At 62.5% G+C, this 19,254-nt stretch carries 19 protein-coding genes; 10 read left to right on the top strand and 9 right to left on the bottom strand.

All coding sequences use genetic code 11. From position 1 onward, the window contains the following. Positions 1-12: 12 nt before the first annotated feature. On the bottom strand, positions 13-1,497 hold the full coding sequence (locus BUC04_RS12805; RefSeq protein WP_067661081.1) for a pyridoxal-phosphate dependent enzyme: 1,485 nt from the start codon (positions 1,495-1,497) through the stop codon (positions 13-15). Between the two features lie 154 nt (positions 1,498-1,651). Between BUC04_RS12805 and BUC04_RS12800 the strand changes: the two genes are divergently transcribed. From BUC04_RS12800 to BUC04_RS12785, 4 genes are all read left to right on the top strand, one after another. Continuing rightward, complete coding sequence (locus BUC04_RS12800; protein ID WP_067661083.1) at positions 1,652-1,912, top strand: DUF5062 family protein; 261 nt, start codon at positions 1,652-1,654, stop codon at positions 1,910-1,912. Between the two features lie 92 nt (positions 1,913-2,004). Further along, a complete protein-coding gene (locus tag BUC04_RS12795; protein WP_067661084.1) occupies positions 2,005-3,657 on the top strand; it encodes an FAD-dependent oxidoreductase in 1,653 nt (550 codons plus the stop codon). 58 nt (positions 3,658-3,715) lie between these two features. Then, positions 3,716-4,111: a YeeE/YedE family protein gene (locus BUC04_RS12790; protein WP_067661086.1), complete on the top strand. Its 396-nt coding sequence runs from the start codon at positions 3,716-3,718 to the stop codon at positions 4,109-4,111. Positions 4,112-4,120: 9 nt separating this feature from the next. Beyond that, positions 4,121-4,585, top strand: a complete 465-nt coding sequence (locus BUC04_RS12785) for a YeeE/YedE family protein (protein WP_067661088.1) — start codon at positions 4,121-4,123, stop codon at positions 4,583-4,585. Here the strand turns inward: BUC04_RS12785 and BUC04_RS12780 are convergent. Continuing rightward, positions 4,563-5,114 (bottom strand): lipid-binding SYLF domain-containing protein, encoded by a 552-nt coding sequence (locus BUC04_RS12780; protein WP_067661090.1) that lies wholly within the window; start codon positions 5,112-5,114, stop codon positions 4,563-4,565. The two genes, BUC04_RS12785 and BUC04_RS12780, sit on opposite strands and share 23 nt — an antisense overlap. Before the next feature lie 161 nt (positions 5,115-5,275). Here BUC04_RS12780 and BUC04_RS12775 point away from each other — a divergent pair, with 161 nt between their 5' ends. Continuing rightward, on the top strand, positions 5,276-5,983 hold the full coding sequence (locus BUC04_RS12775) for a hypothetical protein (protein WP_067661092.1): 708 nt from the start codon (positions 5,276-5,278) through the stop codon (positions 5,981-5,983). A 15-nt stretch (positions 5,984-5,998) separates the two neighbouring features. Here BUC04_RS12775 and BUC04_RS12770 read toward each other — a convergent pair whose 3' ends face one another. The 6 genes from BUC04_RS12770 to BUC04_RS12745 all read right to left on the bottom strand — a co-directional run bounded on the left by BUC04_RS12770 (position 5,999) and on the right by BUC04_RS12745 (position 12,197). Beyond that, complete coding sequence (locus BUC04_RS12770) at positions 5,999-6,217, bottom strand: hypothetical protein (RefSeq protein ID WP_067661094.1); 219 nt, start codon at positions 6,215-6,217, stop codon at positions 5,999-6,001. Continuing rightward, entirely contained in the window at positions 6,207-7,421 is a 1,215-nt protein-coding gene (locus BUC04_RS12765; RefSeq protein WP_067661097.1) for a DUF389 domain-containing protein, read from the bottom strand. Before BUC04_RS12765 ends, BUC04_RS12770 begins: the two co-directional genes overlap by 11 nt. Positions 7,422-7,532: 111 nt before the next feature. Next, positions 7,533-8,723, bottom strand: a complete 1,191-nt coding sequence (locus BUC04_RS12760; protein ID WP_067661099.1) for a cation:proton antiporter — start codon at positions 8,721-8,723, stop codon at positions 7,533-7,535. A gap of 8 nt (positions 8,724-8,731) precedes the next feature. Next, a complete protein-coding gene (locus BUC04_RS12755) occupies positions 8,732-9,043 on the bottom strand; it encodes a hypothetical protein (RefSeq protein ID WP_067661101.1) in 312 nt (103 codons plus the stop codon). Positions 9,044-9,172: 129 nt separating this feature from the next. Beyond that, entirely contained in the window at positions 9,173-10,522 is a 1,350-nt protein-coding gene (gene nrfA, locus BUC04_RS12750) for an ammonia-forming cytochrome c nitrite reductase (RefSeq protein WP_067661103.1), read from the bottom strand. A 325-nt stretch (positions 10,523-10,847) separates the two neighbouring features. Further along, a complete protein-coding gene (locus tag BUC04_RS12745; RefSeq protein WP_067661105.1) occupies positions 10,848-12,197 on the bottom strand; it encodes an ammonia-forming cytochrome c nitrite reductase subunit c552 in 1,350 nt (449 codons plus the stop codon). Between the two features lie 510 nt (positions 12,198-12,707). Here BUC04_RS12745 and BUC04_RS12740 point away from each other — a divergent pair. The 5 genes from BUC04_RS12740 (at position 12,708) to BUC04_RS12720 (ending at position 17,705) form a co-directional block, all read left to right on the top strand. Continuing rightward, on the top strand, positions 12,708-13,112 hold the full coding sequence (locus tag BUC04_RS12740) for a hypothetical protein (protein WP_067661107.1): 405 nt from the start codon (positions 12,708-12,710) through the stop codon (positions 13,110-13,112). Positions 13,113-13,274: 162 nt separating this feature from the next. After that, entirely contained in the window at positions 13,275-13,988 is a 714-nt protein-coding gene (locus tag BUC04_RS12735; RefSeq protein ID WP_067661109.1) for an SDR family NAD(P)-dependent oxidoreductase, read from the top strand. Between the two features lie 152 nt (positions 13,989-14,140). Then, a complete protein-coding gene (locus BUC04_RS12730; RefSeq protein WP_200804688.1) occupies positions 14,141-15,496 on the top strand; it encodes a cytochrome C biosynthesis protein in 1,356 nt (451 codons plus the stop codon). Positions 15,497-15,609: 113 nt separating this feature from the next. Beyond that, positions 15,610-16,614 carry an NADP-dependent oxidoreductase gene (locus tag BUC04_RS12725; RefSeq protein WP_067661113.1) on the top strand — a complete coding sequence of 335 codons (1,005 nt, stop codon included), beginning with the start codon at positions 15,610-15,612 and terminating at the stop codon, positions 16,612-16,614. A gap of 164 nt (positions 16,615-16,778) precedes the next feature. After that, positions 16,779-17,705, top strand: coding sequence for an SPFH domain-containing protein (locus tag BUC04_RS12720; protein ID WP_067661115.1), 927 nt, complete (start codon positions 16,779-16,781; stop codon positions 17,703-17,705). A 92-nt stretch (positions 17,706-17,797) separates the two neighbouring features. Here BUC04_RS12720 and hemL read toward each other — a convergent pair whose 3' ends face one another. Continuing rightward, complete coding sequence (hemL, locus tag BUC04_RS12715) at positions 17,798-19,087, bottom strand: glutamate-1-semialdehyde 2,1-aminomutase (protein ID WP_067661117.1); 1,290 nt, start codon at positions 19,085-19,087, stop codon at positions 17,798-17,800. Positions 19,088-19,254: the final 167 nt, after the last annotated feature.

Below are 19,254 nucleotides of genomic sequence, written 5' to 3'. Positions count from 1 at the left end.
TGTGATGCCGGGCTAGCGAGGGTGGAGCCACTTGGGCAGCTGATCATAGGGATCGGCGTCGACGCTGGTGTCGAAGGGAATGCCCAATTCGGTCAGGCGTTTGGGCAGATCCCCTGCGCGGATCTGGTCGAACAGATCGGTACAGCCGCCGACAAACTCACCGCCGATGAAGATCTGCGGCAGGGTGGTCCAGCCGGTCTTCTCCTTCAGCACCGAGCGGATTTTACCGCCGCGTTGGTCCTGCTGATAGGCCACCGAGTCCAGGTCCACCGAGCGGTAGGGGATACCGTACTGCTTAAACACTTTACGCACTGACCAGCAGAACTCACACCACTCCAGGGCAAACATCACGATGGGCTGATCAGCGTCGGCGATCAGCGCGGCCACCTCGGCCTCCTGCTCCGGATCCGGCGGGATCAGCGCCGAGCCGGCGGTGGGGGGCGCGGCACTGACGTCAAAGCGGTAGTTGGGGGTGGAGCGGGCGATGGCGATCTCCTCCTCGGTCATCGACTCCGGTACCGGCTCAAACAGGGGGGTGCTGAGGTAGCGTTCGCCGGTGTCAGGCAGCATGCAGAGGATGTGACTGCCGGGCGGGGCCTTGCGGGCCACCGCCAGGGCGCCGGCAAAGGTGGCGCCGCCGGAGATCCCGGTGAAGATCCCCTCCCGGCTGGCCAGCTCGGCGCTGCACTTGAGCGCCTCGTTGCCATCGATGGGCAGGTAGTGATCGATGCGGCTGCCGTCCAATACCTCCTCCGCCAGCTGGGGGATAAAGTCCGGTGACCAGCCCTGCATCAGGTGGGGGCGGAAGTTGGGGTGACTGGCGCTGTGCTGGCCCTGCTCATCCCGGGGTTGGGGTACGCCGCTGGCCAGCAGCGTGGCATTGTCCGGCTCGCACACCATGATCTGGGTATGGGGGCTGCGGGCCTTCAGCACCCGGGAGACGCCGTTGAGGGTGCCCCCGGTACCAAAGCCGGTGACCCAGTAATCCAGTGACACATCGGCAAAGTCCTCGAGGATCTCCACCGCGGTGGTGCGGGCATGGGTGTCGGCGTTGGCGGGGTTCTCAAACTGGCGCGATTGCCACCAGCCGTGGGCTTCCGCCAGTTCCTTGGCCTTGGCCACCATGCCGGAACCCTTCAGATGGGCCGGAGTGAGCACCACCTTGGCGCCGAGAAAGCGCATCAGCTTGCGCCGCTCGACGCTGAAGTTCTCCGCCATGGTAACCACCAGCGGGTAGCCCTTCTGGGCGCAGACCATCGCCAGGCCGATGCCGGTGTTGCCACTGGTGGCCTCCACCACAGTCTGGCCCGGCTTGAGCTCGCCCCGGCGTTCGGCGTCTTCAATCACCCCCAGCGCCAGCCGATCCTTGACCGAGCCCATGGGGTTGAAGGCTTCGATCTTGACGTAGAGGTTGACCCCCTCGGGGGCCAGGTGGTTGATGCGGACCACCGGGGTGTTGCCGATGGTGTCGAGAATGCTGTCGTAACGATGAGCCACGCTGCGCCCTCCTTCAATTCGGGATCCTGTACAGGCTAGCAGTCGTGGGGGAAGACAGCGGGGATCCATCCCGGCTGGAGTGTAACGGGATCGGTCCTGTTACCCGCAGGCCAGGCCTGCTAGCCTAAGGACTCGGATCGCCAAGGAGCAGAAGATGAAGAAGCTGAAGAACGAAAAGGCCCTGTTTAAGAAGGCGATGCAGATCGGCGAAGCGCTGGCGGTGAAGTCCGGCTACAGCGCCTTTAAGCCCACCGATTCGGCCGATGAGAAGGCGGAGGCGATCTACCGCATGCTGGTGCACCTTAAGTTGCTGACACCGCTACCGGAAGACCAGGAAACCGGGGTCAACATCCGTCACCGCCTGGCCAAGTGGATCGCCGGCAAGCTGCCAAAGGACGATCCACTGCTGCAATAAACCCGTTGACAACTAAATTAGATAAAACTAAATTAGCTTCCCTATTTTAGTCTTGGGCTGCCCTGCTGTGGATGGCCCGATCGGGAGGCGGTATGAAGAAACTGGTGATTGTGGGTGGCGTGGCCGGCGGCGCGTCGGCGGCGGCGCGGGCCCGTCGGTTGGACGAACAGGCGGAGATCGTCTTGCTGGAGCGGGGTGAGCACATCTCCTTTGCCAACTGCGGCTTGCCCTATCACATTGGCGGTGACATCGAGCAGCGGGACGCCCTGCTGCTGCAGACCCCGGCCAGTTTCAAGGCGCGTTTCAACGTTGATGTGCGGGTACACAACGAGGTGCTCAGCATCGACTCCGCCGCCCAGCGCGTCACTATCCTCAACCGGGTCACCGGTCAGCGCTACCAGGAAAGCTACGATGCGCTGATCCTCTCTCCCGGGGCCGCCCCTGTGGTACCGCCCATCCCGGGCCTGCAAAACCCCCGCACCTTCAGCCTGCGCAACCTGCCGGACATGGACAAGATCCTGACCGCCATTGAGCAGCACCAGCCCAAGCACGCCACCGTGGTGGGTGGCGGCTTTATCGGTCTGGAGATGGTGGAGGCGCTGCACCAGCGCGGCATCCAGGTCAGCCTGGTGGAGATGGCAGACCAGGTGATGGCGCCGGTGGATCCGGAGATGGCCAATATGCTGCACCAGGAGTTGGTGGATCACGACGTTGATCTGCACCTGGCCACCGCGCTACAGCGGGTCGAGGAGACGCCACAGGGCCTGCGCCTGCAACTGAGCAACGACAAGGTGCTGGAGACTGAGCTGATGATCAGCGCCATCGGGGTGAAGCCTGAGGTGAGCCTGGCGGCGAACGCCGGCTTGACCATCGGCGAGCTTGGCGGCATCCAGGTGGATGCGCAGATGCGCACCAGCGATCCGCACATCTTCGCGGTAGGGGATGCGGTGGAGGAGATTGATCTGCTGACCGGCCAGCCGGCGCTGATCCCCTTGGCCGGCCCGGCCAACCGCCAGGGCCGCATCGCCGCCAACGTGATCTTCGGTCAGGACAGTCGCTATAACCGTACCCAGGGCACCGCCATCTGCCGGGTATTCTCTCTGGCGGTGGCCAATACCGGTCTCAATGAGAAGCGCCTGGCCCAACTGGGCTGGGATTACGACAAGGTCTACGTCCACGGTGCCAGCCACGCCAGCTACTTCCCCGGCGCCCATCCGGTCTCTTTGAAGCTGCTGTTCAGCCCCAAAGACGGCAAGTTGTTGGGGGCCCAGGCGGTCGGCAAGGATGGCATCGACAAGCGCATCGATGTGCTGGCGGTGGCGATCCGCGCCGGCATGACGGTGTTTGACCTGACCGAGATGGAGCTGACCTATGCGCCGCCGTTCGGCTCCGCCAAGGACGTGCTTAACCAGGCGGGCTTCGTCGCTAGCAACCGGGTGACGGGAGAGACCGCCCTGGTGCATAGCCAGGCGCTGGATGACGCCGGCGATGACCAACTGCTGCTGGATGTACGTAACCCCGGCGAGCTGAGCCGGACCGGTACCATCGCCGGGGCGATCAACATCCCGGTGGATCAACTGCGTGAGCGTCTGGCAGAACTGCCCAAGGACAAGACCATCCTGGTGTTCTGCCAGGTGGGGCTGCGTGGCCATGTTGCCACCAAGCTGCTGACCAACTCCGGGTTCCAGGCCAAGAACTTGACCGGGGGCTATAAAACCTACCAGGCGGTCAACGCCCGGTTCTGAGTGACATATCCTGAGGACGCGGGGGAGACCTCGCGTCGAGGTACAGGAGAGGATTTTGATGAGTTTGCTGATGCCCCTGTTGGGGGGCGCGATGATTGGCCTGTCGGCGCTGCTGATGTTGGCCCTGGGGGGGCGGATTGCCGGGATCAGTGGGATCCTGACCGGCGCCCTTAAGCCGGTGAGCGGCGACGGTTGGCGTTTTGCCTTCCTGCTGGGCCTGCTGGCCAGCGGCGTAGCGATGGGTCTGCTTGGCGCGGTCAGTGCCGATCTAGACAGCCTGAGCCTGCCCCGGGTGGTGGTGGCGGGCCTGCTGGTGGGGATCGGTACCTACCTGGGCTCTGGCTGCACCAGCGGCCACGGGATCTGTGGCCTTGGCCGCTTGTCGCTGCGTTCCGCCGCCGCCACCGGGGTGTTTATGACCACCGGCGTGCTGGCCGCCGTGTTTCTGCATTAAGGGGGCAGCATGAACAAGTTGATCGCCTTTGGCTGTGGCCTGCTGTTTGGTTTTGGCCTGTTTGTTTCCGGCATGGCGGATCCCGCCAAGGTGCTGGGTTTTCTCGACCTCTCCAGGCTGGCCGATGGTAGCTGGGATCCGGCCCTGATGGCGGTGATGGGCGGGGCCCTGGCGGTGTTCCTGCCCGGTTACCTGCTGTGGGTGAAGCCCAGGGCGGAGCAGGGGGCCAAGCCCGCGGCCGGTGATGCCTATCACCTGCCACTGAGTCAGGCCATCGATGGCCGCCTGCTGGGGGGTGCAGCCCTGTTTGGCCTGGGCTGGGGTGTGGCTGGGTTGTGCCCAGGGCCGGCACTGGCCAGCCTCGGTACCGGCCACCTCACCATCCTGGCCTTTGTGCTCAGCATGGCGGCGGGGATCCGCCTGGCCTGTGCCTGGCGGCCCAAAGCGGCGGTCAGTTTACCGGGTCAAAGGTAAAGGCCTGGCCACCCAGGCTGGCCTCGTACATCAAACCGCCCTTGGCGACGGTGAAGATCGCCATGCCGCCATGGTAATCGTTCTCCAACTGGTTGCCGGCGGCTCCAGCGCTGGTGCCCTTGGTGCCGGCGCTGGCGGAGGCGCCCACGGTCAGGGCAACGGCGCTGGCCTGGGCGCCAAACTCGAAGTCGCCACTGGTGAACTGGGCGTAGGCGTCCTTGTTCTGGAAGAAGATGATCTGGCTATAGGCCTGGCCGCCGAGCTGGAAGCCGAAGGTGACCTGGGCCATCTTGCTGTTGCCGGTCAGCTTGCCATGGCGATACACCTTACCGGAGCCATAGGCACCGCCTAAACCGATGCCGCCCTTACCAATGGTGGGGAACACCGCGTAGCCGTAGGCGTTGTCGAAGAACGAGTGGGTCTCCGGGGCCTGCTTAAAGGTGGTGATGGCATCGGCCACACTGTCCGCCAGGGCCTGGGGCACCACTAGGCTGCACACCAGCGCCAACCACAATCCAATCCGTTTCATTCTGCCTCCCAGCAAAAGCGATACAATTGCAGTCAGGTTCGCATGTTTCTGGCGGCTGGCCAAGATCCGTTACAACGTCCAACTTTTCAGCCGGTTGCCAATGCTTGCCGCGCTTCGATGAAGCTGGATAAGCTGGGTTTTTGACCGACTGAGAGGATGCTATGAGCCTGGAGATCGCCCCCCGATTCAATGGCCCTGATGGCAGTGGCAACGGCGGCTACAGTGCCGGCTGTTTTGCCCAGGCCTTTGCCCCGGACACCGAGCGCGCCATCACCGTCACCCTGCGCACTCCGCCACCGCTGGCGACGCCGATGACGCTGGAGCGGCAGGGGGAGCAGGCCCAGGTGATGGCGGGTCAAACCCAGGTGGCCACGGTGGCCTTTGATAGCTTGGCGTTGTCGATCCCCAGCCCCTGTGACTGGCCGCAGGCCCAGGCGGCCAGTGTCCAGTACCCGGGGTTTCACCATCACCCCTATCCCCGCTGCTATGTCTGCGGCCCCGAGCGTCAGCGCCATGATGGGCTGCGGCTGTTTGCCGGGCAGGTGGAGGACCATCAGATGGTGGCAGCGCCGTTGGAGCTGTTTCCGGCCCTGGCCAATGACCAGGGGGAGCTGGCGGCGGAACAGGTCTGGGCGGCACTGGACTGCCCCAGCTTCTTCGGCGCGACATTGGGGCAAACCAACCCCAAGGCGCTGTTGGGGCGGCTGACCCTGCAGCGCTTTCACTTTCACATCGGCCTGGATGCCCCGCTGATGGTGTGTGCTTGGCCCATGGGGCAGGAGGGGCGCAAGCATTACGGTGGGGCGGCACTGTATGACCAGCAGGGGCAGTGCCTTGCGGCGGCTCGTGCTACCTGGATTGCGGTGTAGCGCTGGGCTGGCAGTTCAGTTACCGGGGGATTGGCTCTGGGCCCAGCGCAGAAACAGGGCGATGGGCCAGGGGGCGATGAGCACCAGGCCCAAGCCCAGGCAGCTGGCCATCACTACCATGCGGCCGACGTCATGCTCCGCCGGGCTGACCGCATAAAGCGCCAGGCCGATGGCCAGAAAGACGAGGCCGGCGCGGTGGGTCCATTTCAGGGTATTCAGTACTTTAGGGCTCATGGCTGGGGCTCTCTGGCCGGGCGGGATTAGTGGGCTCAGACGTCACGCCAGGTTGTAGTTGAGTCAGTGCGCCCTCGGGCTGCTCCTCGGCGGGCAGGGCGGCGGAGCGGAACTTGAGCAGCTGCACCGGGATCACCTCGGTCTCGATCACCACCGACTCGCGGATCTCCCGCTCCAGCATCTCCCGGTAGAGGTTCAGCCGCTCCTGGGCGCCTTCAACCCTATCCTCGGCGATAAAGCCCTCGATGTGCAAGTGCACCACATCGTCCTGGTAGCGCACGCTCAGTGTGTCGACTCTCAGTGCCTTCTCAAAGATCCCCGGGTAGGTGCGGGGCAGGGTATTGGCCAGGCGTAGCGCCTCGCTTTTTACCTGCAGCTTGTGCAGCTCATCCCCCAGTGGCTGCACCAGGATCACCGCGCCGATGATGGTGGTGGCCAGACCCGCCATGCCACGGCGCCAGCGGGCGTAGCCCTGCAGCGTCATCACCATCCCTGCTACAGCAACGATGGCGGTCAGGTTGGTGAGAAACAGCACAAAGGCGCCGGTGGCGATGTCCATGCCCGCATCAAACAGCCCCAGCTCGCGAAACGACAGGCCGACGTCGGCGGCGGCGCTGCGCCCCAGCGCCAGGCCGATCCCCACTACCGACAGCGGCGGTACCAGCGCCACGGCGATGGCGACCCCGGCCACCGAGCTGCGGATGCTCTCCCGACTCAGTGAGAAGGCCCCGGCGGCGCCGGCGGCGATGGCCACCCCCAGATCCAGCAGGGTAGGGAAGGCGCGACTGAGCATCTCGGTGCCCGCCACCTCCAGGCCAATCACCCGGGCGCTGAGGTAGCCGATACCGATCACCACCCCGACCCCCAGCATCACGGTGATGCCGGAGCGGGCGATCTGCGACCAGCTCATTTGTACCACGCCGTAGGCCAGCCCCATGATTGGGGTCATCAGCGGCGCGATGATCATGGCGCCGATGATGGCCGGGGCGCTGTTGGCCAGCAGGCCAAAGGTGGCGATGGCGGCGGAGAGACCGAGCAGGAAGAAAAAAGCCATGGAGGGGATGGAGGCGGATTTCATCGCCTTGGCCATCTCCACCTTGGGAATGCGCGCTTCGATGTAGGGGTGCCACTCGCCGGTCAGCCGGTCCAAGGCGAGGCGGATTTTACGCCAGCTGTGGCGCAGTGGTTGTTTCCATGTGGTCATGACCATTTTCCCAGTTGAGCCAGGACAGCAACCGAGGGTTTCTACAGGCTGGGCGGTTGGTCCCTGGGCACAGGATCCTTAATGCAGTGTAGTCAGCGAGTCCCGTTTGGGTTACGACGCCAGCCGCTTAGCCAGCCAACGGGCCAGGGGATTGGCGCTGATGCCGTGCAGTACCAGGCTCAGCAGCACGGTGCAGGTCACCACATTGGCGATCAACGCGGCGTTGGGCAGGCCACTGTTGAGCACAATGATGGCGAAGACGATGCTGGCCAGCCCGCGGGGGCCAAACCAGCCGAGGAACAGCTTGCTCTCGGCGCGCTCGCCGCTGCCGCTGAGGCAGAGATAGATCGGCAGCATCCGCACTACAGTCAGGCTCAGCAGGGCATAGAGCAGCACCTGGGGAGTGAACTGCAAAGGCTGGCTGATCACCGCCGCGCCGAACACAAACCAGGTCAGCATCGCCAGGCTCTCGCCATCCACCTCGGCACCAATTACCGCCTCGTGGCCCTTTTCCGGGGCCAGGTAGCCAAACAGCAAGCCACCGGTGAAGGCGGCGATGTAGCCGCTGCCGTGCAGGCTTTGAGCGGTGGCAAACACCCCTAGGGCCAGGGCTGCCACCGCGATGTAGATCCACAGCGGGTTCTGCGGTGTGTGTTGATGGCAGAGCCGGAGAAAGCCCACCACCAGCAGGGTGCCGCCTACCCCAACCAGCAAGCCGACGCCCAGCTCACGGACAAACAGCTCCAGTGCGGCCCAGTTGCCCAGCCCCTCGATACTGCCCAGCTCCAGGGCGATGAACAGCAACAGGAAGGGGACGCAGAGGCCGTCGTTGAGTCCGCTCTCGGTGTTGAGCCCCTCTCTGAGCGGGGCGGGCACGTCGGGGTTGGAGAATACCGCCTTGCCCAGGGCGGCATCGGTGGCGGCCAGCATGGTGGCCAGCACCGCTGCCTGCAAGGGAGACAGTGCGTCGAACAGCCAGAGTGCCAGGACAAAGCCCAGCAGGATCACCCCGGGCAGGCCCAGCAACAGCATCCGCAGCGGCAGGGTAAAACGGCGGCGCAGGGTAGTGAGATCGGCGTTGGCGGCATCGGTGAACAGGATCAGTGCCAGGGTCAGATCGGTCAGTAGCTTGAGCTCCTCCCGGGCGACATCGCCATCGAACCAGCCCAGCCCCACGGGGCCCAATACAAAGCCGGCGGCGACAAAAAGCATGGGGCCTGACAGCACACTGCGCTCGAGCCGGCCCGACAGGCCGGCGTAGAGCACGATCAACCCACAGAGGATGGCCAGATCGCCGTACATGGCGTCTCCTAGTTGTCGCTGTTGTTGTGGCGGCGATGGATGGCCGGGGTCTCCAGATCGCGATAGCCGGACTCCCGCATCTGCTTAAGCTGAGCCTTGTGTGCCTGGCGCTGCTGGATACTTTGCTGGAATACCTGCTGGTGGGCGGCCGCCATGCGGGCCTCGCTGTCGGCCCGGCTGAGCAGACCGAGCACCTCTCCGGCGCGGACAAAGCCCTGCACCTGGGCGCGCAGATCATCGCAGGCCTGGCCCTGCTTGGTCTGTTCAAACAGGGTGACAAACAGCCTGTCGAGTTCATCGAAGTAGGCTTGTGGGTCCATCCTCGCCTCCCGCTGCAGTGAGGTTACGTTTTACGCTATCACGTCCCTGACAGAGATCCAGTGAAGCTCAGATAGCCCGCAGACGCAAAAAAGCCCGGGCAGAACCCGGGCTTTTTTACGTTAGTTGGCCTACTTCAGTGGGGTGTTCCACTGGGCCTTAACGCGCTCCTCGACAAACTTGTCTTTGGCGGCCTGATCTGCCTCCCGATCGTAACCCATCAGCGCTTGCGCCTTGGCCTTGGTGGAGATGTCCGGCAGGGCAACCGGTTGAGCCACGCCATGTTTATCCAACACCTTCTTCAGCTCGACCTGCGCCTGCAGGCCGATCTCCTTGGCAGAGGCCAGCAGTCGCAGGGCTTCACCGGGGTTGTGGGCATGGACGCCATGAGAGGCGATAGCGAAATCCCAGCGCCATTGGGCGTGACGGACGTGGGTCAGGGCTTGCTTCATCTCCGCCTCGGTGGCACCGGCGTCCCAAGCGGCGCCTGCTTCGAAGTGGGCACGGACAATTACCTCCTCGGCCTGGGCCTGGGCGGCTTTGATCTCTGCCTTGTTGGCCTTGAGCAGCGCCGCCATATCGGACTGGCTGTCGTGGCAGGAGGAGCAGGCGGCATCGAAGTTATCCAGGGTGTTGCCGACATTGTGCTTGGAGAACTTGCGGCCCTGGTCATTGGTGACCTTGGGCATGTGGCAATCGATGCAGGTGACGCCCATGTCGGCGTGGGCGCTGGTGGACCAGGTCTCATACTCCGGGTGCTGGGCCTTGAGCATCGGCGCCTTGGAGATGGCGTGGGTCCAGTCGGCAAACTCGATGGCGTCGAAGTAGGCTTCCGCGTCTTCGGCAGTCAGGCCGTTGTCCCAGGGGAACTTCACCGCGTTGTGGTTGGTCTTGTCGAAGTAGTATTCGACGTGACACTGACCACAGGTCTGGGCCGCCTTGATGCTGCGATCCTGCTGCTCAAACGGCTGATCGATGGTGGCCATGGCGCGGGCCGCGTAGGGGCGGGACAGGGCCAGCTTAGGGGTACCGGATTGGTGGCAGTCGTTACAACCGATGGCGTTGCTCATCTCGTGGCCGAGGGCACCAAACTTGGGATCAAAGTAGGCCGCTTCGCCCTTCTCTTCGATCAGACGGGCCACGTCCGGGGTCTTACAGGACCAGCAAGCCGCCGGCATGGGGCCATCTTTGTCGCCCATGGGGGCGCCGGTGCGCAGGGTCTGGATCACATCGGTGACGGCGAACTGGTGGCCACGGGCCTTGTTGTAGTCCTTCATAAAGCCGTAACCGCCCCACAGGATCACCAGGTTGGGGTTTTCCTCCAGCAGGTCGATAACGGCGTCGGTCTCCTGGGTCTCGGCCCAGGAGGCGTATTGATTGGGGTATTTGCTTTGCCAGGCTTCGTTGTTGGACTGGACCGGCTTGGCCACAGCGCCGCAACTGAGGGTAGCGATCACCATCGCCAGGGTCAGTTTTCTCATCTCATCATCCTCATTTTGCTCCCCTTTCCGGTGGGAAGCTGAGGGCGAAGCTACTTAAAGTGGTAAATGAAATAAATGTTTATGTTGTTGAGAAAGTGAAAACTGACACCCAGAGCACACCAGAGTGTCAATAAGAGTAAAGATTTTCACTTTCGTATCTAACTCAGTGGTTTCACCTAACAAAAGGTGGTTGGGATTTGAAGCCAGTAAGCCAGATTTTCGGCTTGGGGGCTGATTTGGCCGTGCCAGCCCAAAGCAAATCTTGGTTGAGTCGCAGACACAAAAAAGCCCGGGCACTGCCCGGGCTTTTTTCACGCTTATCGGCTTACTTCAGCGGGGTTTCCCACTGGCCCTTGGCGCGCTCTTCAACGAACTTGTCCTTGGCGGCCTGGTCGGCGGCCTTGTCAAAGCCCAGCAGGGCTTGTGCCTTGGCCTTGGTGGAGAAGTCCGGCAGGGCAACCGGCTGCTTCACGCCGTGCTTGTCCAGTACCTTCTTCAGCTCAGCTTGCGCCTGCAGGCCAGTGGCCTTGGCGGAATCCAGCAGACGCAGGGACTCGCTCGGGTTGTGGGCGTGGATGGCGTGAGAGGCGATGGCGAAGTCCCACAGCCATTGGGCGTGACGGATCTTGGTCAGCGCTTGCTTCATCTCGGCTTCGTCTGCACCGGCATCCCAGGCAGCACCCGCTTCGAAGTGAGCACGCACGATAACCTCTTCGGCCAGCGCTTGCTTGGCCTGGATCTCAGCCTTGTTGGCCTTCAGCAGGTCTTCCATGTCGGACTTGCTGTCGTGGCAGGAGGAACAGGCCACGTCGAAGTTATCCATGGTGTTGCCGACGTTGTGCTTGGAGAACTTGCGACCTTCGTCGTTGCTCACCTTCGGCATGTGACAGTCAACACAGGTCACGCCCAGCTCGGCGTGGATGCTCGGGGCCCAGGTCTCAAACTCCGGGTGCTGGGCTTTCAGCATCGGCGCTTTGGAGACAGCGTGGGTCCAGTCGGCGAAGCCGATGGAATCGTAGTAGGCCAGCTGCTGCTCGGCGTTCATGCCCATATCCCAGGGGAACTTCACCGCACCGCTGTTGGTGGGATCGAAGTAGTACTCAACGTGGCACTGGGCACAGGTCTGGGAGCCTTGCATCTTGCGGTCCTGATCGGCAAACGCCAGGTCCACGGTTTCCATGGCGCGCTCAGCGAACGGACGGGACAGGGTCAGCTTGGGCGAGGTGCCGTCGTGACAGTCGGCACAGCCGATGGCGTTGGACATCTCGTGGCCCAGGGCACCGAACTTCTTGGCGGAGTACTCGGCTTCGCCCAGCTCGGCGATCATGCGGGCGGAATCCGGGGTCTTACAGGACCAGCAGGAGGCCGGCATCGGGCCGTCCATGTCACCCATCGGGGCACCGGTGCGCAGGGTCTGCACCACATCGGTCACGGCGAACTGGTGGCCGCGGGCCTTTTTGTAGTCCTTCATGAAGCCGTAACCGCCCCACAGGATCACCAGGTTCGGGTTCTTCTCCAGCAGGTCGATCACCGCATCGGTCTCTTGGGTCTCGGCCCAGGAGGCGTATTGATTCGGGTACTTGTCTTTCCAGGCCTCGTTATCGGAGACCACGGTCTTGGCGGCTGCGCCGCAGCTGAAAGTGGCGACTGCCATCGCCAGAGCCAGTTTTTTCATCTCATCATCCTCATCGTGCCCTCTTTTGTGAGAGCTGACCCCGAGACTACCCCAATGGTGTAGATGAAAAGGTTGTTTTATAAGGGCATTTCGGCCATTTGTTAGATCGGCCACGGGATTGTGCTTGGCTGGGTAAATATTTTCGACTGAGACTTTAATTCGGGATAAAACCACTGAAAAGCAAGAAGGAATAGCTTGTGATTCGGTTCGGGATTTCTTTCTTTGCCAGGCAATAGGGCGACACAGTTCGCATGTTATGACGAGATTGTCGATTACTCCATGTACAGCAAAGGCTTACCAAGTGGCATTTGGAAACCAGTGTTGTCGCATGAGAATAATGCGTGAATGAATCGAGGCTTTGGTGATATTCTGCGCGCCACTTTGTCGCCTGCCGACTCGGCGAGGGAGGGTGCCAGCCTGTATTGTGCTGCGCGTTAAAACGGTCGCCTTAGGGCTCTCTGAACCCGGGGTTTCCGACCCGCCAAGATCGCTTAACGAAAGAGGATAGTCATGAAGTACCTTTCGATGGCCGCACTGGGTGCCACTGCCCTGTTGGCCACCACTGCCGCTGAAGCCCGCTTCGAGGTGGGTTTTGGTTACGACCAGGGCCTGGGTGTTACCGCCCAACTGGACAACAAGTACAACTTCTTCCTGGGTAATGACGGCATCAGTGCCGATTACCTGTTCAAGCGCGGTACCGTGCCGGATGTGGAAGATGTGCCCATGAGCTGGTACGTCGGCGGCGGTGCCTTCGTTGGCTGGGATGATGGCATCGGTGCCCGCCTGCCGCTGGGGCTGGAGCTGCACTTTGCGCCCCGCTGGGAGGCGTTCTTGCAGGTGGTCCCCAACCTGGATTTCGATGGCGGTGCCGAGTTCGGTCTGCACGCCGGTCTGGGTGTGCGCTACGCCTTCTAAGTCAGAAGCCCGCCAGAAGCTTGCGAAAGACAACGGCCCGTCATTTGGCGGGCCGTTTTGCGTCTGACCGCTTTTCATAAAGGGTCTAAGCAATACGGCACTGGCCGAAGATCAGGGCAAGACCCCATAGTGGCCTGACCGGCAGAGTAAGGGGGGCAAGGGATGCAGTGGCAACAACAGGTGGCGGTGGTGACCGGTGCCAACCGGGGCTTGGGTCGGGCGCTGACCCAAGCGCTGCTGGGTCGGGGTGTCGCCAAGGTGTACGCCTGCAGCCGTCGGGGGATATGCGATGATGACCCCCGGTTGATCCCGGTGACGCTGGATATCACCTGCGAGCAGCAGATCATGGCGCTGACCGAGCGTGCCCAGGATGCTACCTTGCTGATCAACAACGCTGGCATCAATGGCTTTGGTGACGCCTTGGGCGCGCCGATGGCATCGATTCAAGCAGAGATGGAGACCAACGCCTTTGGCACCCTGCGGCTGATCCGAGCCCTGGTGCCGGATCTGCGGCACAAGCCTGATGCCACCATCGTTAATGTCATCAGTGTCTGTGCCCTAGCCGGCATGCCGGGACTGGCCGGTTACAGTGCCTCCAAGGCGGCGCTGTTTTCCCTGCACCAGTCTCTGATCCCTTTGCTGCAGGAGCAGGGCATCCAGTTGCTGGGGGCTTTCCCCGGCCCCATCGATACCGAGATGAACGCCGGGCAAGCGGTGGCCGAGATGGCCACAGCAGAGTCGGTGGCACAGGCCATCCTGACCGGCATAGCGCAGCGCCAGGCGATGATCTTCCCTGACTCCATCGGCAAAGAGGTACAGGCCCAGTGGCAGGCTGATCCTCTGGCCCTGGCGGGCCAGTTTCGTCAGTACCGCTAGCGGCCATGCCCATCGCCATCATTTAACAATTTGGTTACCAATGTGGCTGGGCTTGAGGCGGATCACAGAACCTGAACCCATCGAGGCGTATTGATACGGGTAGGGCAGGTGCCCGGTCAGTAACAAGGGATGTAATGATGGTAATGCGGTGTATGGCTCTGCTGGGGCTGGTGGCGATCTTGTGGGCAAACAGCGTGGCGGCAGAGCCGATGTGGCATCAGTCGGACCCCAATAGTGAGCCCCGTATCACCCTCTACTTCGTCTGGTCGGAGACCTGCCCCCACTGCGCCGAAGCGCACCCCTTTATCGATGCCCTGGCGGCGCAGTATCCCTGGCTTGAGCTGGTGGCCCCCAAGGTGACCGACGCCAGTACCGGGCCGCTGTGGAGCAGCCTGGCGCAAGCCACCGGCACCCCTGCCAACTCGGTGCCCTACATGGCGGTGTGTGAGCGCGCCGTGGTCGGCTACAACGGCGATGGTGTCACCGGGGCTTACCTACAGGAGTTGGTGCGGGCCTGTTATCAGCAGCAAGGGGGCGATCTCAGCGCTTACCCGCCGCTGCCAATCAGTGAGGCGTCAGGCGGTGGGCTGTTCGCCACCTGTGATGAGGGCAGCCTGACCGCCGGCAGCTGTGGACTGGACACCCCGGTTACCCCGGCCCAGGTGGCACCGGTCAAGCTGCCGCTGCTGGGAACGGTGGCGCCGGAGACCCTGTCACTGCCGTTGCTGACCGTGGTGCTGGCGGGGGTTGATGCCTTTAACCCCTGTGCCTTTTTTGTCCTGCTGTTCCTGCTGTCGATCCTGGTCAACGCCCGCAGCCGTCGCCGGATGTTGCTGGTGGGGGGGATCTTCGTGTTCTTCTCCGGCTTTATCTATTTCCTGTTTATGACCGCCTGGCTCAACCTGTTTGTGCTGCTCGGCGGCGCCGGTGGCGGCGTGATCATGATAGCGGCGGGTCTGCTGGCGTTGAGCGCTGGCGCCATCAATGTGCGGGAGTACACCACCAGCAAGGGTGATGTGTCGCTGTCGATGTCGACCCAGAACCGCAGCAGCCTGATTAAGCGGATGGGTCAATTGACCAAAGCCAGCAGCCTGCCGACCCTGATTGCCGGCACCGTGGTGCTGGCGATCCTGGCTAACGCCTATGAGCTGCTGTGCACCGCCGGGTTCCCGATGATCTTCACCAGTGTGCTCAGCCTGCACGATCTGACCCAGACCCAACGCTACCTCTATCTGGTGTTCTACAACCTGGTCTACGTGGTGCCCCTGGCGCTGATCGTGCTGGTGTTTGCCCTGACCATGGGCAAGCGCAAGCTGACCGAGAAGGAGGGCCAGACCCTGAAGCTGATGTCCGGCCTGATGATGATGGGGATGGGGGCGCTGCTGGTGTGGGATCCCACCCTGCTGCAAAGCCCGGCGATCGCCATCGGCCTGATCCTGTTTGCCATCCTGCTGACGGCAATCATCGCCCTGGGGCGCAAAGCCTGGGGACGACGGGCCCAGGCCTGAACACCACAGGAGATTGACAGCTTGGTAGCCTGACCGCTGGTTGGACCTGATGATGCCAGCGGCCAGGCTTTCTGCTAACGTCATTGGGCCTGATGACGACAAGGAGAGATGCGATGTCACTGCAATGCCAAGGCTGGCAACTGGATACTTACCCCCAGGGCCTGCCTACCCCTCAGGATGTTTCCCTAGTCTCCCACTCCCTGCCTGAGCCGCAACCCGGCCAGTTGGTGATCCGCAATCACTGGCTGTCGGTGGACCCTTATATGCGTGGCCGGATGATCCCGGTGAAAAGCTATGTGCCCCATTTTGAGCTGGGCCAGCTGATGGAGGGGGGCGCCGTGGGAGAGGTGATCGCCTCCCAGCACCCGGACTTTGCGGTGGGCGATAAGGTGCTGCATATGCTGGGTTGGCGCGACCTGGCGCTGAGTGACGGCACCGGTGTGACCAAGCTGCCGGAGGGGATGGCGCCGCTGCAGTCCTACCTGGGAGTGTTGGGGCTTACCGGCCTGACGGCCTGGGTTGGCCTCAATCGCATCGGCGAGCTGAAGGCCGGGCAGACCCTGTTTGTCTCCGGCGCCGCTGGCGCGGTGGGCACCATGGTGTGCCAGCTGGGCAAGCTCAAGGGCGCCACAGTGATTGGCTCGGTGGGCAGCGAGGCCAAAGGCCGCTACCTGACCGAGCAGCTGGGGGTGGATGGGGTGATCCACTACAAGCAGGAAGCCAGTCTGACCAAGGCGTTGTCGCGGGTGGCCCCGCAAGGGGTGGATCTCTACTTCGACAATGTCGGCGGTGAGCACCTGGAGGCGGCCATCAGTAACATGAACGACTTCGGCCAGCTGGTGATCTGCGGCATGATCGATCTCTATAACAGCGACGGCAACCGCCCGGGCCCGGGTAACCTGACCGAGATCATCCGTCGCCGCCTCAAGGTGCAGGGCTTTATCGCCACGGACCATCTGGCGGACTTCAATGCCTTTGCCCAGGAGGTGGGCGCTGCCCTGGCCCAGGGCCAGATCAAGGCGGAGGAGACGGTGTACCAGGGGTTGGAGAGCACGTTTGACGCCTTCCTAGGGCTGTTCTCCGGTGCCAATACCGGCAAGATGCTGGTGAAGCTGTAGCAGCACCATACCGAGAGGCTGGTCTCGGAGCCATCGCCCCACTGTGCTGAAGTGCTGGGCTGTCCCGCTGGGACCAGCCCAGCGACATCATCCCTTCGTTTTGTCATTAACCTTTTGATTGTGTAGGTTTAACAGCTTGTTATGCACAGTCAAAGGAAATGACGATGACAGGGAATTTAACGGTCTCCGCGCCGGTAAAGAGATTCAACCTCTCCTACCTCAGTGGTGGCATTGCGGCTCTGGTGTTGCTGGGGCTAGGTGCCATGAGTTGTTACACCATCGACGAGGGCCATGTCGGCATCGTCAAGCGTTTCGGCGAAGCCACCACGCAGGTTAATCCGGGTCTGCATTTTAAGATCCCCTTTGCCGATACGGTGGAAGAGTTGGAGATCCGTACCCGCAAGAACCTGGAAACCCTCAAGGCGGCCACCAATGAGCAGATGCCGGTGGACGCTGAGGTGTCGGTCAACTGGACGGTGATCCGCGCCGAGGCGTTTGAGCTTTACAAGAACTTTGGTGGCTTGGATCAGTTCGAGGCCCGCATTCTCGACCCCCGGCTGCGCAGTGCGGCCAAGGAAGCGCTGGCCAAGTACAAGGCGGAGCAGATCATCCAGTCTCGCGGCCAGGTGATCGCCATGATCGAGTCCGAGTTGCTGGAAACCATGGCGGAGTTTCCGGTCAAGCTGGACAGCGTGCAGATAGAGAATCTGGTATTGCCTGCTAAGTACCTGCAAAGCATTGAGACCAAGCAAACCGAGAAGAACTTGGCGGCGGCGGAGATGCACCGGTTGGACCGGCAAAAGCTCGAAGCCCAGCGTGAGGTGAACACCGCCGAAGCGAAGCGGGATGCGGAGAAAGCGCGGGCGGACGGCAAGGCCTACGCCATCATCACCGAGGCGGAAGCGCAGGCGCAGGCCATCCGCATGACCGGCCTGGCCGAAGCGGAAGCGATGACCCAGAAGGCTAAGGCGTTGGCCAACAGCGATCGTCTGGTGGATTACGTCAAAGCCCAGCAGTGGAATGGCCAGATGCCGTCCACCATGATGGGGGCGGATCAATCCATTCTGTGGAATATGAGCGCCGAGAAATAACCGGGCAAGTACAGATGGAATACAAAAAAGGAGCCACGTGAAGTGGCTCCTTTTTTCATGCCTGGTTGGGCACGAATGCCCTTAAAACCCGCTTAAGCAGCGGCGATATTGGCCAGCACCTTGTCGGCGGCGTCCAGGGTCGCCTGGATGTCTTCGTCGCTGTGGGCCATGGAGAGGAAACCCGCTTCAAACGCGGACGGCGCCAGGTTAACGCCCTCATCCAGCATGCCGTGGAAGAACGCCTTGAAGTGATCCATGTTGCAGCGGGACACCTGGGCGAAGGAGGTGATGTTCTGCTCTTCGGTGAAGAAGAAGCCGAACATGCCACCCACGGTGTTGATCGCCATCGGTACGCCGTGCTTGTCGGCCGCGGCCTTGATGCCGTGGATCAGCTTCTCGGTCTTGGCGGTCAGCTCATCGTACAGGCCAGGCTGTTGCAGCACTTCCAGCTGGGCCAGGCCAGCGGCCATGGCGACCGGGTTACCGGACAGGGTACCGGCCTGGTATACCGGGCCATTCGGAGCCAGGTGAGCCATGACGTCGGCACGGCCACCGAAGGCGCCTACCGGCATGCCGCCGCCAATTACCTTACCCAGGCAGACCAGGTCCGGGGTTACGCCGTAGTGGCCGTGGGCACCGGTCAGGGAGACGCGGAAGCCGGTCATCACCTCGTCGATGATCAGCAGGGCGCCGTGCTGGTCACACAGGGCGCGCAGGCCTTCCAGGAAGCCTTCTACCGGCGGGATGCAGTTCATGTTGCCAGCCACCGGCTCCAGGATGATGGCGCCGATCTCGCCCGGGTTGGACTCGAACAGGGCCTTAACGCTGTCCAGATCGTTGTAGTCGGCGGTCAGGGTGTGCTTGGCGAAGTCCGCCGGCACGCCCGGGCTGGTGGGCTCGCCGAAGGTCAGCATGCCGGAGCCAGCTTTCACCAGCAGGCAGTCGGCGTGGCCGTGGTAGCAGCCTTCGAACTTAATGAACTTGTCGCGGCCGGTGAAGCCACGAGCCAGGCGCAGGGCGCTCATGGTGGCTTCGGTGCCGGAGTTCACCATACGAACCTGCTCAACGCTGGGCAGCAGCTTGCAGACCAGGTCCGCCATCTCCACCTCGGACTGGGTGGGGGCACCGAAGGAGAGGCCCTTGTGGGCGGCTTCGATTACGGCGTTACGGATGCTGTCGTGGTTGTGGCCCAGGATCATCGGACCCCAGGAACCGACGTAATCGATGTAGCGCTTGCCGTCCACATCGTACAGGTAGGCGCCGTCGGCGCTGTCGATGAACACCGGGGTACCGCCCACGCCTTTAAAGGCACGCACCGGCGAGTTCACGCCGCCGGGGATGGTTTGCTGGGCTTGTTCAAATAGCGTTTCGGAACGGTTCATGGGTTTCCTTGATCCTTAGTTGCCGGCGTCGTCGCCGGGCCATCAATGTAGCCAGCCCTGTCCCGTTGTAACACCGACGGGGCAAGGTTGTTATCCAGTGAGGGGAGGGTGGCATTTTGTGACGGGGTTGATCAAGGGGGCGGATCACAGGCCGGGCTATTTTTGCC

It is taken from the genome of Ferrimonas marina (assembly GCF_900129905.1).
Lineage (GTDB): Bacteria > Pseudomonadota > Gammaproteobacteria > Enterobacterales > Shewanellaceae > Ferrimonas > Ferrimonas marina.
The sequence above is the reverse complement of the archived record's forward strand: the minus strand, read 5'-3'. Positions and strand labels throughout refer to the sequence as shown.